The sequence below is a fragment of the Paenibacillus ferrarius genome, assembly GCF_002027705.1.
Classification (GTDB): domain Bacteria; phylum Bacillota; class Bacilli; order Paenibacillales; family NBRC-103111; genus Paenibacillus_E; species Paenibacillus_E ferrarius.
In genome coordinates, this window is the sequence record NZ_MBTG01000009.1 from 93,739 (window position 1) to 109,928 (window position 16,190).

General features: G+C 48.3%; 20 protein-coding genes. 1 reads left to right on the forward strand and 19 read right to left on the reverse strand.

Annotated elements, in window-relative coordinates; translation table 11 throughout:
* The 16 genes from BC351_RS11035 to BC351_RS11110 all read right to left on the reverse strand — a co-directional run bounded on the left by BC351_RS11035 (nt 1) and on the right by BC351_RS11110 (nt 13,601).
* Nucleotides 1-894, reverse strand: a complete 894-nt coding sequence (locus BC351_RS11035; RefSeq protein WP_079411785.1) for a CvfB family protein — start codon at nt 892-894, stop codon at nt 1-3.
* The gene (gene rsfS / locus BC351_RS11040) at nt 891-1,238 is read right to left on the reverse strand and encodes a ribosome silencing factor (RefSeq protein ID WP_079411787.1); all 348 of its coding nucleotides are present in this window, start codon (nt 1,236-1,238) and stop codon (nt 891-893) included. Before rsfS ends, BC351_RS11035 begins: the two co-directional genes overlap by 4 nt.
* A 15-nt stretch (nt 1,239-1,253) precedes the next feature.
* Complete coding sequence (gene yqeK / locus BC351_RS11045; RefSeq protein WP_079411789.1) at nt 1,254-1,823, reverse strand: bis(5'-nucleosyl)-tetraphosphatase (symmetrical) YqeK; 570 nt, start codon at nt 1,821-1,823, stop codon at nt 1,254-1,256.
* Entirely contained in the window at nt 1,813-2,400 is a 588-nt protein-coding gene (locus BC351_RS11050; protein ID WP_079411791.1) for a nicotinate-nucleotide adenylyltransferase, read from the reverse strand. Before BC351_RS11050 ends, yqeK begins: the two co-directional genes overlap by 11 nt.
* 12 nt (nt 2,401-2,412) lie before the next feature.
* Nucleotides 2,413-2,706, reverse strand: coding sequence for a ribosome assembly RNA-binding protein YhbY (gene yhbY, locus BC351_RS11055; RefSeq protein WP_079411793.1), 294 nt, complete (start codon nt 2,704-2,706; stop codon nt 2,413-2,415).
* 23 nt (nt 2,707-2,729) lie between these two features.
* Nucleotides 2,730-3,590 carry a shikimate dehydrogenase gene (aroE, locus tag BC351_RS11060; protein WP_079411795.1) on the reverse strand — a complete coding sequence of 287 codons (861 nt, stop codon included), beginning with the start codon at nt 3,588-3,590 and terminating at the stop codon, nt 2,730-2,732.
* Nucleotides 3,591-3,607: 17 nt separating this feature from the next.
* A complete protein-coding gene (gene yqeH / locus BC351_RS11065) occupies nt 3,608-4,723 on the reverse strand; it encodes a ribosome biogenesis GTPase YqeH (protein WP_079411797.1) in 1,116 nt (371 codons plus the stop codon).
* An 8-nt stretch (nt 4,724-4,731) separates the two neighbouring features.
* Nucleotides 4,732-5,226: a YqeG family HAD IIIA-type phosphatase gene (locus BC351_RS11070; protein WP_173216608.1), complete on the reverse strand. Its 495-nt coding sequence runs from the start codon at nt 5,224-5,226 to the stop codon at nt 4,732-4,734.
* 93 nt (nt 5,227-5,319) lie between these two features.
* On the reverse strand, nt 5,320-6,096 hold the full coding sequence (locus BC351_RS11075) for an alpha/beta hydrolase (protein ID WP_079411799.1): 777 nt from the start codon (nt 6,094-6,096) through the stop codon (nt 5,320-5,322).
* A 56-nt stretch (nt 6,097-6,152) separates the two neighbouring features.
* Nucleotides 6,153-8,384, reverse strand: a complete 2,232-nt coding sequence (locus tag BC351_RS11080; protein ID WP_079411801.1) for a DUF4129 domain-containing transglutaminase family protein — start codon at nt 8,382-8,384, stop codon at nt 6,153-6,155.
* A complete protein-coding gene (locus tag BC351_RS11085; RefSeq protein ID WP_079411803.1) occupies nt 8,377-9,660 on the reverse strand; it encodes a DUF58 domain-containing protein in 1,284 nt (427 codons plus the stop codon). Before BC351_RS11085 ends, BC351_RS11080 begins: the two co-directional genes overlap by 8 nt.
* Before the next feature lie 4 nt (nt 9,661-9,664).
* A complete protein-coding gene (locus BC351_RS11090; RefSeq protein WP_079411806.1) occupies nt 9,665-10,624 on the reverse strand; it encodes an AAA family ATPase in 960 nt (319 codons plus the stop codon).
* Nucleotides 10,625-10,868: 244 nt separating this feature from the next.
* Nucleotides 10,869-11,219: a stage V sporulation protein AE gene (spoVAE, locus tag BC351_RS11095; RefSeq protein ID WP_079411808.1), complete on the reverse strand. Its 351-nt coding sequence runs from the start codon at nt 11,217-11,219 to the stop codon at nt 10,869-10,871.
* Nucleotides 11,216-12,235: a stage V sporulation protein AD gene (gene spoVAD, locus BC351_RS11100; RefSeq protein WP_079411811.1), complete on the reverse strand. Its 1,020-nt coding sequence runs from the start codon at nt 12,233-12,235 to the stop codon at nt 11,216-11,218. Before spoVAD ends, spoVAE begins: the two co-directional genes overlap by 4 nt.
* Before the next feature lie 4 nt (nt 12,236-12,239).
* Entirely contained in the window at nt 12,240-12,713 is a 474-nt protein-coding gene (gene spoVAC / locus BC351_RS11105; RefSeq protein ID WP_079411813.1) for a stage V sporulation protein AC, read from the reverse strand.
* Between the two features lie 27 nt (nt 12,714-12,740).
* Nucleotides 12,741-13,601, reverse strand: a complete 861-nt coding sequence (locus BC351_RS11110) for a DUF421 domain-containing protein (RefSeq protein ID WP_079411815.1) — start codon at nt 13,599-13,601, stop codon at nt 12,741-12,743.
* Nucleotides 13,602-13,795: 194 nt separating this feature from the next.
* Between BC351_RS11110 and BC351_RS11115 the strand changes: the two genes are divergently transcribed.
* Nucleotides 13,796-14,002: a DUF1657 domain-containing protein gene (locus tag BC351_RS11115; protein ID WP_079411817.1), complete on the forward strand. Its 207-nt coding sequence runs from the start codon at nt 13,796-13,798 to the stop codon at nt 14,000-14,002.
* A 177-nt stretch (nt 14,003-14,179) separates the two neighbouring features.
* Here the strand turns inward: BC351_RS11115 and BC351_RS11120 are convergent, their stop codons facing one another.
* The 3 genes from BC351_RS11120 to BC351_RS11130 all read right to left on the reverse strand — a co-directional run bounded on the left by BC351_RS11120 (nt 14,180) and on the right by BC351_RS11130 (nt 16,189).
* Complete coding sequence (locus tag BC351_RS11120; RefSeq protein WP_079411819.1) at nt 14,180-14,320, reverse strand: N-acetylmuramoyl-L-alanine amidase; 141 nt, start codon at nt 14,318-14,320, stop codon at nt 14,180-14,182.
* A 27-nt stretch (nt 14,321-14,347) separates the two neighbouring features.
* A complete protein-coding gene (locus BC351_RS11125; protein ID WP_079411821.1) occupies nt 14,348-15,106 on the reverse strand; it encodes a C1 family peptidase in 759 nt (252 codons plus the stop codon).
* Nucleotides 15,107-15,217: 111 nt separating this feature from the next.
* Complete coding sequence (locus BC351_RS11130) at nt 15,218-16,189, reverse strand: glycosyltransferase family 4 protein (protein WP_079411824.1); 972 nt, start codon at nt 16,187-16,189, stop codon at nt 15,218-15,220.
* Nucleotide 16,190 lies beyond the last annotated feature (1 nt).

A 16,190-nucleotide genomic window follows, 5' to 3' on the forward strand; every position in this document is an offset into this window, starting at 1 on the left:
TCAGCCTTGCGTCTCCTCTGGCTTCAGATAGGTCCAGTCCTCTTCTTGATAAATGAGCCCATCCTTCATCAGCTTGCCTAGGGCGCGTTTGAAGGCTGCTTTGCTAAGACCAAAGCGATCTTTGATGATGTCTGCCGACGTTTTATCGGAAAAGGGCATCGCATTGCCCGGGCGCTCTCGCAGAACACTGAGAATCTTATCGGCGTCTTCATCACGGCCTTTTTCCTTCGCTAAGCGCATCGACAAGTTGACTCGTCCATCTTCTTCCCTGACAAAAGCAACGCGCAGATCCACTAACTCCCCAACACGCAGCAAGCGTGTTCGTTCCGGTGCAGCAATGAGTCCAATAATCCCGTAGCCAAGCACGCCAGCTTCACAAATAACGAAGGTACCGATTTGCAGCGGTCGATATACACGTCCTTTGACCCACTGATGGCTCCAGCTCGAAGGGGCGCGAACGCATAATGGCGCTAAATCCTCTTCCAACGCTAATTTTGCAATTAAACGGCCTTGGCGATCATGCGCTAATGTGGCAAAAACCTTATCTCCGACCAAAGGCCGCAGCTCTTCCAGTTCTGGTACATTTCGGTATGGAAGGAGCAGGTTGCGACCCAATCCCATTTCGAGAAAATAACCAAATCGCGGATGGATATCAACCACTTCAAGCAAGCCGACCTCGCCCATTTGAATAAGCGGACGCTTCATCGTCGCCATTAAGCGATCCTGTGTGTCGTGGAACAAGAAAACTTCCACTTGATCGCCAGGCTTAATCTTCCCTACAATTTCCGCATATGGCAAAAGGACATCCTGATAGCCATCGCTCAGGAAATAGCCATTAGGCGGAACTTCCCTTGCTACCTCGAGGGTAACAAGGGATCCTGCTTCCAGTCTCATACGCGCTCCACAACCTTGGCATCGGACCAAAGTCTTTCGATATTGTAGTATTCACGATCATCGCGGTGGAAAACATGGAGAACAACATCCCCTAGATCAAGCAAAACCCATCTAGCTGTATCGATACCTTCGTAACCACGGATATTTACGCCGTATTCATGCGCTTTCTTTCTGGCTTCGCTGGCAATAGCTTGCACTTGTGTTTCGCTGTTCCCGTGGCAGATAACGAAATAATCAGCAATAATGGACAGGCCTTGCAAGTTTAATGTCACCACATCTGCTGCTTTTTTATCTTCAGCCGCTTCAACAACGAAAGCCAATATTTCCTCAGGGTTTTTACTCATTCAATCATCCTCCAATTATTCTTTGTTTATTTGATGAATCAAATCATTCCGGGTCAAAATGGTCAGCGGATAAATCCGCTTGCCCTTGGACAGCAAAAAGCCAATCGTAGAATCAAATCCGGCTACTAAAGCCTTCTCCAGACTATGCTCCGCAAGTTCACGAATCAAGCCCACTGCCGGGAAGTCACGTCCAGGCTCCATATAATCGGCCAAACAGACGATTTTGTCGAGCAGCGTCATCTGTTCACGACCAGAGGTATGGTACCGGATGGCATCCAAAATCTCTTCATCTTCGATTCCAAACTGCGCCTTGGCAATATAGGCCCCGGCATGAGAATGCCATAGTTCTTTGTCAAATGCCAATAAATCTTGGGGTAACTCATTCTCGCGAATAATCTTAGCTTGCTCTTGAACAGGCCAATACTTGCAATAATCGTGCAAAATAGCTGCCAGATCTGCCTTCACAGGGTCTCCGCCAAAGCGATTGGCCAAGATGACGCTAGTTTCCATCACGCCAAGTGTATGAAGCCAGCGGCGTTCAGGCATTTGTTCCTTAACTGCGGCAATAAGCTGCTCACGATTCATACAATCGGTTCACCTCCAAGTAACGATTCACGGCCTCAGGAACCAGATAACGGACAGACCCGCTCCGCTGTCTTTCCTCTCGAATGACGGTTGACGAAATATCAACCTGTGGCATCGGCACGAGCTTAACGCGACTTCGAATGTGTGCGGGGATTTGGTCCATATCGAGCTCATAACCAGGCCTAGCTAATCCAATAAAACGAATATGCCGCACGATGTCATCGATTCGATGCCACTGCGGCAAATATTGAACCATATCTGCGCCTATAATATAAGCAAATTCTGTATCCGGATACTTCTGAACCAAAAGTTCAATCGTCTGGATACTATAAGATACGCCGCCTTTGGTAATTTCGATATCAATTGGACGAAAAAAAGGATTGCCCTCAGCAGCAAGGCAAACCATCTCCCATCGCTGCTGTGTTGAAGCTTTTGGGGCGTTTGGTTTGTGCGGAGGCACATTAGCCGGCATCAGCCACACTTCGTCCAGGCCTGCTTCCACCCTCGCACGCTCCGCCGCGATCAAATGACCGGTATGAATCGGATCAAAGGTGCCTCCCATAATTCCGACAAGCATGCTTCCACCTCATTAGCGCGGCAGTTCGATCTTCTTCTTGTCACGCGATTCTTTGTAGAGCACTACGATTTTACCAATGACTTGCACGAGCTCTGCTCCGGATTGCTCAGCCAGCTCCGCGCCTACTTCATTACGATCTTCCCCACTGTTGTTGAGTACCGTAATTTTGATCAGCTCGCGTACTTCCAGTGCTTCTTGAATATGACGAATCAAATGGTCGTTCACGCCGCCTTTTCCAACTTGAAAAATCGGATCTACATGGTGCGCCATCGAGCGCAAATAACGTTTCTGTTTGCCTGTTAACATTGATGATGTCCCTCTATTCATTCTTATTCAGCTAATGACTGTTCTACCACTTGTCTCATCGCCGCTACGGGCGCTGGAGTACCAGTCCAATATTCAAAGGCAAAAGCGCCTTGATAAATAAACATTCCGAGTCCCCCGTGAATCCGGGCTCCCTTGGCCTCCGCCTCACGAAGCAGTCTCGTAATTCGCGGGTTATAAATCAAATCACTGACCAAATGATGCTCCCGAAGAAGCTCCGTTGGCATCGGAAGCTCGTCCACATGCGGATGCATGCCGGCAGATGTCGTATTCAGTACAAACTGCACGCCATCGACAACCTCTCCAAGCTCATCCAACCCAAGCCCGATCGCCTTCGTATACACGCTGATCGTTTCAGCTAGCTCTACAGCTCGTTCTTTGGTTCGATTCGCAATGTAGATGCAGCCCGCTCCTTCTTTGGCAAGTGCATAGGCCACTCCTCTTGCTGCCCCGCCGGCACCGAGGAGAAGAACGCTTTTACCTGTCAATTCAATCCCGGTCTCTTCCAAGAGCGATCTCACGTATCCGATGCCGTCCGTATTATAACCGATGAGCTTGCCATTTTCGTTGACGATCGTATTGACCGCTCCTACGATTTGGGCGCCTTCATCGATTTCATCCAGATACTGCATAACTTCAACTTTGTGCGGGATCGTCACATTAATGCCTCTATAGCCTAACGCCCGAATACCGCGAACCGCATCGCCAAGCTCATCAGGACGAACATGGAAAGCAGCATAAACGGCATTGATGTTCGCTTCCTGAAAGGCGCGGTTCAGCATAATCGGGGAACGGGAATGTCGTATTGGATCCCCGAATACCCCATATAAGATCGTGTGACTGTCAATTGTGCGGCTCTTCTCCATGGTTTCCTCTGGTCCCCCTATATCAACGCTTCACGCGTGATGACCTTAATCCCTTTCGGCGCATGAACGGCGAGATCCGCTCCGGCCATACTGTTCACCCGAATCCAACCAAGTCCTGAGATCAGCACATCCATCTGTTTTCCCTTTGGAACGTGCAGAGGATGCTTCACAAGCTTAGGCAGCTCATCCAAATCCGCTTGGTTAGGAGGCGCCAGCATCACACCTTTGTGTTCTTCATATAACGCATCCGCCCGCTCCAGCTTCGTACGATGAATTTGGATCGCATTCGACGTGTAGCAGGTAAAGGATTGATGTTCGCCCTGAACAAAATCAAATCGCGCTAAGGCGCCAAAAAATAAGGTTTGCGCTTCGTTAAGCTGGAAAACCATCGGTTTGAGCGGTTTATCCGGCATGATGCGCGCCAAATCACGCTTTTTGACGATCTCCGTTAAGCGATGCTGATACACAATCCCCGGCGTATCCACGATAAACCGACCGTCATCCAGCGGGATTTTCACCAAATCCAGCGTAGTGCCTGGATACTGTGACGTAGTGAGCTCTGAATCCAAGTCACTGTAATCACTGATCAAACGGTTAATCAGCGTAGATTTACCAACATTCGTTGCACCAACGACATACACATCCATGTTGCCGCGATACTCCTGAACGGCTGTAATCACCCGGTCAAAGCCGATATTTTTCTTTGCGCTGCAAAGGATAATATCGACGACCTTCAGGTTTTCCTCTTTGGCTCTTCGCTGCACCCAGTTAATGATCTTGTTCGCGTTCGTTACTTTGGGCAGCAAATCTATTTTGTTGACGACAAGCAGAACCGGATTCGTGCCTACGAAACGCGATAGACCACTAATCATGCTGCCTTCAAAGTCAAAAATATCTACGATTTTCACTACTAGCGCTTTCGTTTGACCCACATGCCCCAGTAACTTGAGGAAGTCATCCTGCTGCAGCGTGATACTCGAAGACTCATTATAATGCTTAATACGGTAGCAGCGCTGACAGATCAGCGGCTCCTTGTCCATCGCTTCAGCCGGTATATAACCAAGCTTGCCTTTTTCTTCCGTCTGCAGCAAAACACCACAGCCTGCACAACGATTCACTGTTTCGATACCCATGAAACCTCCTATTTCTTCATCCTCGATAAAGCCCATTTCTCAATGCGGCGATTAATTTTTGTGAAAAAGCCTTCATCCTGAATGGAGATGGGCTGAACCAGGATCGTGTAAAGCCCCATTCGGTTGCCGCCAAGAACGTCTGTCAGCATCTGATCGCCAATGACAGCTGTTTGTCTCGTATTCGTACCAAGCAGCCTCATTGCTTTGTGAAAAGACGCGTTTGTTGGTTTTTTGGCACGGTGAATGAATGGGATACCAAGCGGTTCTGCAAAAGCAGAGACTCGTCCATGATTGTTATTCGACACAATGACGACTTTGAAGCCCATTTTCTGCAGCTGTTTCAACCATTCTATTAATTCAGGAGTCGCATGCGGATCACGTGCGCCTACGAGTGTATTATCGAGATCTGTAATAATACCGCGAACACCAAATCCCCAAAGATGATTGGCGTCAATATCATAGATTGTATGTACGGACTGTCTGGGTACGAGCTTTTTCAGCAAACAACTTCCCTCCAACTACTTCCTCGACATATACGTGAAACTATACCATAGTGACCCGTTTGTTGCAAAAAGAAAAAAGAACATATTTTCGCTCTAGGAACGCGAAGGAAGCGGCAGCCATTTCAAAACATTTTGAATTTTGTGATCCCAATAACCCCATTCATGCTGTCCAGGCTCTTCCTCGTACGTCAAATTCAGCTTCAACTCTCGGCAATAATCACGGAATCGGACGTTATCCTCATATAAGAAATCTTCCGTTCCACAGCATTGATAGAGTTGAGGCGCCACTCCTTGATAAGCTGCCAGTTGATCAGCTAAATGAAATAAGTCACTTCCGCTCCCTTTAATACGCGATACATCCTCAAAAATCAGTTTGAAATCATCTGGAAAGTTGGTCGCACGGTGCGAAATATCCACGGCACCGGATAAGCTCGCAGCTGCCGCAAATCGGTCAGGATGGGTTAGCGCCAGCTTCATAGCCCCGTAACCACCCATAGAAAGACCTGCTGCAAAATTCAATTCTCTTTCTTCCGCTAATGGAAAAAAAGAACGGGCCAAGGCTGGCAATTCCTCGCTGATGAAGGTCCAATATTTAGGACCGCTCGCCATATCCGCATAAAAACTGCGGTTCACGGCAGGCATCACGACGGCGATTCCTAATTCTGAAGCATAGCGCTCTATGGAAGTCCTGCGCATCCAGATCGTGTGATCGTCCGATAATCCATGCAGCAAATAAAGCGTAGGATGCTTGCCGCCATAGACGGATGAGGCCAAACCGATTTGGCTTTGTGCTACTTGCGGCAAAATAACATACATCGATGCAGAAACACCAAGGGAATCTGAGTAAAAATGACAGTCAATAAAAGCCATGTGAATATCTCCTCTCATAGGGAAGCCACCCCGTTTAAGCGGAGTGGCTTCTTCGCCTATTTCATTTGTTCTTTTAATTTGGTAATCGATTGGCTTACGGTTTGATAGTCGGTTTCCGTTGAATTGGCTTGGCTGTACTTCGCTCGTTCGAACAGTTCAATAACGGTTTCCAGCTCTTTTTTCATCCATTTGCTTTGGTTCGACCACCGCGTTACCGCTTCTCTCATCGTTTCGTGCTCAAGTCGCGTATAGCCCTTTCTTCGACCTAAGCGCAGCAACTTCTCGAATTCCACAATAATCTTCTGATTAAAATTAATGACCTGTACTTGCTTTCTGCGCGTTCGCCAAGCTTGCCAAACGCCGGTTCTTCGTACCAGGAACACGACTAGACCGCTCGCAATAACAACCGCTGCGCCGCCTAAGGTCAGCCACAGCCAAGTCAAACTTGGTGCTGCTTCCGTTACATCAGGCACAGTTACCGGCTCTGCTTCGGGTGAAGGCTCAACTGGCGGAGGTGTTGCCTCTGGAAACACATTAGGCAGCTTGAAGCCTGAGGTAGGCTCGAAAGAAATCCAACCGTAGCCTTCGAAATACACTTCTACCCAAGAATGCGCATCCGAATTCCGAACGGTATAGATGCCGGCAGCATTGACGTCGATATCCGTACCCAGTTGACCGAGGAAACCGAGCTCTCTCATTTGTTCAGGAACTGGCGAAACACCGGACGAATAGCCTTTTACCCAGCGAGTCGGAAGCCCGATTGATCTCGTCAGCACAGCCATAGCGGTGGAATAATAATCACAGTAACCTTGCTTGACTTCAAATAAGAAACGATCGACGAAATCTTTGCTTTTGCCTTTGCTTTCATCCGGCGTATTCGTATACGGATAATGCTCAGACAAATATTTCTCAATTAATTTGGCTTGATCATACGGATTTGTAGCTGGTTTGGTAATATCAACCGCGAGCTGCTTCACCCGTTCCGGCAAATCAGCAGGCAACTCCAGATACTCGGCCCAATCCGGCTTATTCGCATAGTCCGATTTCACTTCCCGTAATAAGGCTTCATCCAGAATCGGTTCCTGTGTTGTCACCGAATAGTCTTTGGGATAATTATTTTTGCCTACAAAGCGGAGCTCTGATTGGCGGGGTGACCACAATATGCGTTGAAATTGATTCTCGCCTTCATTGACCTCATCGATTTTCTGGATCGCAAATCCTGCGAATAAGACCGGAAATACTTCTTCTCTGTTCATGGTGATTTTCTGTGTCACTTCTTTAGTCTTCAACAAGGATAAATCGAATCGCGGATCAAGCGGGAGCGGATTGAGATTAACACGATTAATCGGCAGCTTCTTCTCAGCCGGGCTTTGCTCCCAGCCTTTTCCATTGTATAACGCTCTGGTTTCACCGCGGAAATAAGTGCGTTTGCTCGTTTCGACCGTCATGACAGGTGTATAATCATAGCGGAAGCCACCGCCAAGCCTACTGTCATCCCGACTGTAGCCGGAAGACGCATCAGCTGTTGAGGCTGTTACAGTAACACCCTTGCCCAAGAGGGGCACAGACTCTCCGCGGCTCACTTTCCATGCTGTATAGGGGTCCGTAATGATTGGATTTACGGTTGGGGCTATATATCCTACAAGAAAAATAACACCCACGATCAAAGCAATAGGAATAATCAGCGTTGACGGATAATCCGTTATCGTTTCCCAAATGACTGGAGCCCGCTGCTTCAATTTCGCGAAATGGAGCTGCATTAACAGCGCGAAACCGCAGAAGATTACCATCGCGACTTGCGGCCACAAGAAGATCGTGCTGAACGAGTCTCGAATGGCAAAAAACATGATGCTGACAAAAATCAGAATGGATACACGGAAACGGGATCGAACGGACCACATCGTGAATAGATAGGTGATCCAGGCGCATAGGCTAAACCAAATGTAAGGTTCCAGCTGCCCCGCATTGAGAGCAATCCACCGCCCCGCTTCTTGCCAAGAAATAATCTTCACCGAAACGAAGCTGTACCCCATTCCAAAGCCATGAAACCATACAATCAGCAAAAATTGTATAATGGAGCGCCATCCTTCGTGCAAGCGCGGTATGAAGTAAGTAATGGCGATAATGAACAAAGTGCCTGTTACGAAGGAAACCGTCTCCGGCAGCCATAGGCCATCTTCCTTCATAATCCAAATCACAAATTGATACAGGAAAATTCCTGTTAGAATAGCACTGACACGCTGTTCCCAGTTAGCCAGCAGCAGCTTTCTCCAAATCGTATTAAGCATATCGTTTCGCCCCTCCCAACAGGTTAGGCAGGTCTGTTAATTGACTGACCTCATAACCCATATAACCTTGAGAGCGAATCGCTTTAATCCAATCCTCCTGCTTGTCCTTCTCCGTAGGCTGTGGCTTTAGCGAAAAGGGTGGCTTGCCATGAACCCAAATATGGCAAGGATTCATTTGCAAATGGTCCAAATGCGTTAAAACCTGCATCATCACGGACCCTTTTTGCGGAGATATCAAGACGAAAAAGCATCCCGCAGGCAGATCTCTTGCATGCTCCTTGAGGATCTGATTCAGCGGTCGATAGCCGTCAGCTTCAACACCAACCAGATGTTTTAGAATCATTTTATGATGATTCTGACTTTGTTTCGCTTCAATAAAAGTAGATTCCTTGCCATTGGACAGCAAGCCCAGTGCCAAGTCGCGGCTGGCTCCATAGCGGAATAAGGAGGCTGCGATAGACACCGCTAGCTCAAATTCAGCCACATCGCCATACGCACGCGCAGTCCGATCCAACAATATAATCGTCTTGGGGAGCGATTCACGCTCGAATTCTTTGGACTTCCACGTTCCAGTCTTCGCGGTAGCATTCCAGTGAATACGGGATAAGCGGTCACCGTAGATATATTCCCGAACTCCGTTAATCTGTGTAGTTTCCCGATGCGCGCGCGTTGTGGTGGAATGATGCTGCATGCCCTTGAGCATTTGGTGAAATTGCGCCCATTCCCGAATCGTAACCGTTTGTGGATATACCGTAATCGGCTGTTCAAGCTCCAAGCGTCCTTTATGTTGAAAAAAGCCAAAGATATCTTCGGTCAAGCATTCCGTCCGGCCGAAGCGGTAATACCCTCTCCTTAAAGGCGGAGTGCTGTAGAGCAGTTCTCCTCTTCGCTTCCAATCCGGGACAAGCGATCCTTCGAAGATCGTTTCTTCTCCATTCAGCCGAACAAGCTGATCTTTGATCATGATGTAGGGAATCGGCCAAAAGCCTGGAATTTGCACCCCAATCCCAATCTGCAGCGATTGTCCTGCCTCAAGATGGGCTTCCTGCCCGACATTCGTCAGCTTGCGGACCCCTTGGGCACGCCGCACACCGCTCCAATTGCCGGAGAGCAGATAAATAGACAAAAGCGTAACAATGATGAACAGCATGGATGCAAGCTTGCCGCCTTGAAACAGCATGAAGAATAAGCTCGCCGTAAAGCAGGAAATCAGAACCCATAAAGCTGCCGGAAACCGGGGACGCACCCCAAATCTTGTGAATACCGGTCGATTCATAGGCTCACTTCTCCAATCGCACCGGCACGCGGACCTGCTCGAAAATCGCGCCGAGAACGGAAGCAATCGTAGCGCCGTCCATCCGAGCCTCGGAATGAAGAATCATCCGATGGCCCAGCACATAAGGGGCCAGGTATTTAATATCATCTGGAATGACGTATTCTCTTCCTTGGAGGAAGGCATATGATTTGGCAGCGAGCACTAATGAGAGCGTGGCTCTCGGACTTGCGCCAAGGAACACAGCTTGATGTTCCCGCGTTTTTCTTGCTATCGTCACCAAATAATCGGCTACAGCTTCATCCAGATGAACGCGCCGCACTTGCTCTTGCATTGCCAGCACTTGGGAAGTATCCATAACCGCCTGCAAAGACTCCATCGGGTGGAGCTTGCTCTGGGAAGCAATCATCAGCTTCTCGGCAGCTTCACTCGGATAGCCCAAGCTGAGCTTGATCATGAAACGATCTAACTGCGCTTCAGGCAATATGTATGTGCCTTCGAAATCAATCGGATTCTGGGTAGCCAGCATGAGAAACGGCGATGGAAGCTCATGAATATCGCCATCAACCGTAATGTGCTGCTCTTCCATTGCTTCTAAGAGAGCTGACTGGGTTTTGGTCGTTGCGCGGTTAATTTCATCCACCAGCAAAATATTCGTCATAATCGGTCCAGAACGAAACAGAAATTTCTCTTCTTTGGGATGATATATAGAAACACCGGTAATATCGGAAGGTAATAAATCAGGATTGCATTGTATGCGGCGAAATTGACCCTCGATCGAGCGTGCGAGCGCTTTGATCAGAACGGTCTTCCCCGTGCCTGGAACATCTTCCAGCAAAACATGTCCGCCGGCAAGCATCGCAGTAAGCAATAATTCAATCTCAGAGCTCTTGCCAAGTATGCACGATTCCAAATTCGCTTTCAGCCTAGCCAGAACTTCTACATGATGATGGGTGGCAGTTTCCATGTCTTGATCCTCCTTAGAGTTGCGTTGCCTTTTGGCGAAATTCCGCCCATATGTCCGAAAACGCTAGAATAATCACAAAAAGTACGTAAATCCAGTTTACAGCAAAGCTTTTCGTCCGTATACTTGTATTTCCTCTAAATTTATTTGTTAAAATTAACCATGTGAACACAGTTTCCCTCACAGCGTATAGACGCAAAACAAGCCCTTTCGGTTCGATCCGAAAAGGCTTGTTTTGCGATATTTCTTATCCTTTGGGTTTCACAAAGACTGCCGCCAAAAACGAGAAAATAATCGCTGCGGAAATCCCGGCGCTGGTCACTTTGAAAATACCGGTAATAATGCCGATATAGCCGTCCTTATGCAGCTCCTCCAGGGCCCCGTGAACAAGCGCATTGCCGAAACTTGTAATCGGAACGGTCGCTCCCGCACCGGCAAATTCAATAAAAGGATCGTACAAATTGCAGCCGTCCGCAATAGCTCCCAGCACAACTAAGGTACTCATCGTATGCGCAGGTGTTAATTTCCCTACATCCATGAGCAATTGACCGAAAACACAAATAGCTCCACCGATAAGAAAAGCCCATACAAAACTCATGCGTACAAACCCCCAGACTCAATAGAAACAGCATGTGCAATACAAGGAATGCTTTCGCCTTGTTGAAAGGACAGCGGAGAAAGCAATGCGCCCGTCGCGACGACGAGAATCCGCTTCAGCTCGCCCTTCTTCATGCGCTTGAGCAAATGACCATAGGTGACGGTTGCTGAGCAGCCGCAGCCGCTCCCTCCTGCTTGAACAGTCTGTTTCTCGCGATCGTATATGAGCAGTCCACAATCACTGAACGTGGTTTGTTCCATAGGAACCTTGTGCTTGGCGAACAGTTCGCGCGCAATGTTCACCCCAACCGTCGCCAGATCCCCGGTGATGATCAGATCGTAGTAGCCAGGCTCGCGATCGAGATCGCGCAAATGCGCCTGGATCGTGTCCACGGCTGCCGGAGCCATTGCAGCTCCCATATTGAACGGATCGGTGATGCCCATATCGACGATCCGGCCGATCGTAGCCGAGGTGACGACGGGCCCGTCACCGGTTTTGCCTAACACGGCGACTCCGGCGCCAGTTACGGTATACTGCGCGGTCGGCGGCTTCTGTGAGCCGTATTCCGTAGGATAACGGAACTGCTTCTCCGCCGTGCAGTTATGGCTGCAAGTCCCCGCCATCACATGGTTGGCGGCGCCGGAGTCCATCAGCTGAGCGGCTAGCGCGAGTCCCTCCATCGAGGTGGAGCAAGCGCCGAAGATGCCGAGATACGGCATGCCCAGCGTACGTGCCGCGAACGTATTGGAGATGATCTGATTCATCAGATCACCGCCAAGATAGAACTGAATCTGGCCGCCGGTCAGCCCAGCATTATCAAGCGCTCGCGCTGCCGCTTCTTCAAGCAGCGCCTTCTCCGCTTTTTCCCATGTCTTTTGACCAATCGTCAAATCGTCATGCACAATATCAAAATCTTCACTGATCGGCCCTTTTCCCTCATCAGGTCCAACAACCGTGCCTGTCGACAGAATGACCGGACGACTCTTAAAGACCCAGCTTTGATGCCCCTTCAGCATATGGTCAACTCCCGCCCATAATAATAAGATGCACGATCCCTACCAAGAATGCAGCAACGGTCCCGAAAACAATGACCGACCCAGCCAATTTGAACATATTGCCCCCAACGCCAAGAACAAGGCCTTCCGCACGATGCTCGATTGCAGCGGAACACAAGGAATTGGCGAAGCCTGTGACAGGAACGGCACTGCCGGCCCCGGCCCATTGGGCGATTTTGTCGTAGATACCCAAGCTTGTCAGAATGACAGAAATAATAATGAGTGTAGCTACGGTCGGATTGCCCGCCGTCTTCTCCGTAAAGCCAAACCAGCTGATGTACATTTGCATAAAACATTCCCCGATCAAACAGATGAGGCCGCCGACTAAAAAGGCTCGCAGGCAATTTTTCAGAACGGGGCGCTTAGGCTCTTGCTCCTTCGCAAGTTTCTGGTACTCTTGTTGGGTCATCGTCATCGTTTTCTTCTTGTTGTTCGCCATGCCTTTCCCTCCTGTTTATTCCGTCGCCTAGCTTTTCAATATCGTCGTGACCGATTGAATCACTTTCGTTAGCTGCCGAGAGCATTCCTCATACATCAGCTTAGCTTGCTCACGATTCGTTGTGAGTGAGAAAAGCTCCAGATCTGCTTCACATTTTTTCAAAGTAGCGAGCAGCATAGGCCTTGCACTAGGTTCGGGGACTTGCAGCTTATCATCATAAAGATCCACAGTAAGCTCTCCATGCGTGTCTACTTGTCCAAGGAACACATTCTCTTTGGTTACCCCTATTTTATCAAGCTCCGTATGCAGCCATCCTGGGCCTCTTCCTGCTGCAGCAAGCGGCTCGTTTTGGACAACGCCATCCATAACGACGGTTTGGGTAGGCTTCTCGGTCACCAGCTTCATATTCAAATGCTTAGGTGTTAAGGGCTGGTGCTCACTTTTAAGCAAAACGCTTAAATCCCCGCTGGATTCCAGCATGGCAAACTCCACATCGGCTAGCCGAAAAACACTCTTGGTGCGCAATTGCTGAAGCAGTTCGTCAGCCGTGAATCTTTCTTTTTTCAGATTATCCTCCAGAACTTTCCCTTCTTTGATCAAAACAGTTCCTTTTCCCTCAAACCAGGTGCGTAATGTTTTGCTTTTGAGCGTAAAAAGCTCCAGAAAAAACGGAATTAGACACCACACCAAGATGGCAATGACGCCATGCAAGAAATTAGATTCCACATCTGTCGAGATGACCCCCGCTAGGTCACCCAGCGTAATTCCGATGACATATTCAAAAAACGTTAACTGGGATATTTGTTTTTTCCCTAAAATCCTTGTAAGAACAAATAAAATGACAAGAGCAGAAGTTGCTCTTACCACAATATGCAACCAATCCGGCATACCCATATCCTCCCTTGCCTTTTACTCCAATCCATGTCATTATGCGCTTTTTGCCTGACAAGTATCATCAATTTTTCATGGGTTTATTTGTCATTTATGTCATGGCTAAGTCGGGGCATATTAATTATCGCAAACAAGACAGCTTCCTTACACATCGCTGCTGATTGCAAAAAACTTTTACGAGGTGAACCTTCATGACCGTGTCCGCACAGGTAAAAACAACGTTGGCTTCTTTAAAAAGCGCTCAAGCAAGCTTAGAAACGTTCGCGCTCAGCACACAGAATCAAGAAGCGAAACAGTTGTATGAGACTGCAGCTAAATCCACACAAGACATCGTCACTCAAGTTTCTTCCCGCGTTCAGCAATTGGAAAATGAAGAACCCCAATACAAAGGGTTCTAGAGCCAAACAAAAACAGCCGCTTGCGCAAGTTGCGCAAACGGCTGTTTGTTTTATTTATCAGGCAAAAAGAAGAAATAACGTAAGCAATACGAACAAAATCAGGATTAAAAAGATAAACTCCTCTTTGGTTATTTCGTTTGGCATGAACGCCGCCCTCGCTTCGAATGAAATACCTGCTTATTCCACGGGCTGGCCGGAAGCTTTTCTAAGCTCGTTGGCCAACCGATTAAACTCTGTTCTTGCCTGTGCATCATTCGTTGCAAAATACGCTGCAGACAAAAAGGCAATGATTTTATTCGCATCTTCCACACTTAACATCGCACATTCCCCTCCTGCAGGACCATATTATTTCCCAGTCCAGTAATCAAACGTCAATCCATTGTTTTTGAAAAAAGAGTAAGGCAAATAGCCGTACCCGCGGGCTCCCCAAGCTTTGCCCCACGAATTCCGCACAATGATGACACCTTGCCCTTTCTTTTTGCCATCCTTATAGCCTACAGCCAGCAGGGCATGACCGCCGAGCAGCTGCTCTTTCTTGCGATTCGGGTAGGGAATTTTCCCAGTCTTGGCTGCAGCTGCACCTTCGAAGGATTCATACACCCAGATGCCAAAAACGACGGGTTGCCCATCAGCTAGGGCTGCTTTTATACCAGCCAAGTCGTGAATGCGATGATACCCTTGAATCCGATAGGCGCCTGCTGATTGTTCTGCTTCTTCATTTGGCTTTAATTTATACTGGTTTATGCGATAAGGCCACTCCGTTTCCGGGCACACGCCTATTTGGTGCAGGACTTTCATGCCATCGCGAACCGTAGCCCCGGAATCTCGATTGACCGTGCCTTCGAGCTTGCGCTCATGCCAATAATGAAACAGGCGGGATAGCCGCCTATCTGAATTCGTTTCTTGGCGCAGCCAATATTCTCTTAAACCGCTTACGATCGCATTGGAGGTACAAGACCCTAATTGCCCCTGATTCACAACCGGTGAAAGCTTATTCCTTAAGTCGACATTGCGGGGCAATTGCGTTTCATGGACATAATTCACGCTGCGATAAAAATAATCACGAAAATCACGCTGATCTCGTTTGACTTTGTAGATTCGCATTCGCTTCCTCCCCCAGGGCTGCCTTCATGGAATGTTATGCCAGTATATTCACCCATAGGCAGGAGCGTGCAAAAGCGCGCCCCCCAAAAAGGGATGCGCGCTGCATTTTTTCTATCCGTTTTTCATTACTTTTTGATAAATCGCTAGGTAACGCGCTGTCATCTTCGAGGTTGTAAAGCGACGAATAACGTAGCGGCGAAGACTATACGGATCGGGAAATTTGGCTTGTTTCACTTTGGCAATCATTTCGGGAATGGAGCGGCAAATCAGATGAGGAAAGCCTGCCATGACTTCGGGAACCGCACCGCGATTCAAGGCAACAACCGGTGTCCCGCAAGCCATGGCTTCAATCATAACAAGCCCGAACGGCTCCTCCCACAAAGAAGGAAACAGCACACACTTCGCATATTTTAGCAGCCTCTGCTTGTTCTTCCCGCCAACGGGTCCGACAAAATGGATGTTGGGATTTCTTCGAATACGAGGAGCCAGCTCACGATTGAACCAAGCTTTATTCTTAATAGGCCCTGCAAGTATTAATTTGTTATTGGTTTGTTCAGCAATTTCAATCGCTTGCAGGACTCCTTTTCCACGTAAAATCCGCCCCATAAATAACATATAGCTTCGTTTCTTCGCGCTAAACTCATATTCACTCGGATTAAGACCATTGTACACGTAATAACCGCGATTTTTGCCCATAACAGTTCTTGCTCGCTTAGAAACATATACCGGATTCTTCACACGACGTTTAACAGGCATATGCAAGGTGCACACGGTTGGCGTTTTGATATTCAGCTGACTTAGCGCAGAATTGAAGGTATGGTCGTGAATGACATCCACGTGCCGCGGCATCTTGGCTAGCACATATCGAGCTATTCCTTTGGCCCCAAGCCCTTTGGGAAAAGAGACTAATCGGGCGCTTGTACGACTTCCTTTGGCTGCAAAGAGCGTAACGTGATGTCCTCTCTTCACAAGATTTTCTGTTAATTCATAGACCACCTTTTCTGTTCCTCCCTGATTGGTTGGCGGCAGTTTATGAGCACTAGGAGAATTAGAAATTACTTGCACAATATGAAGCTGCTTCACC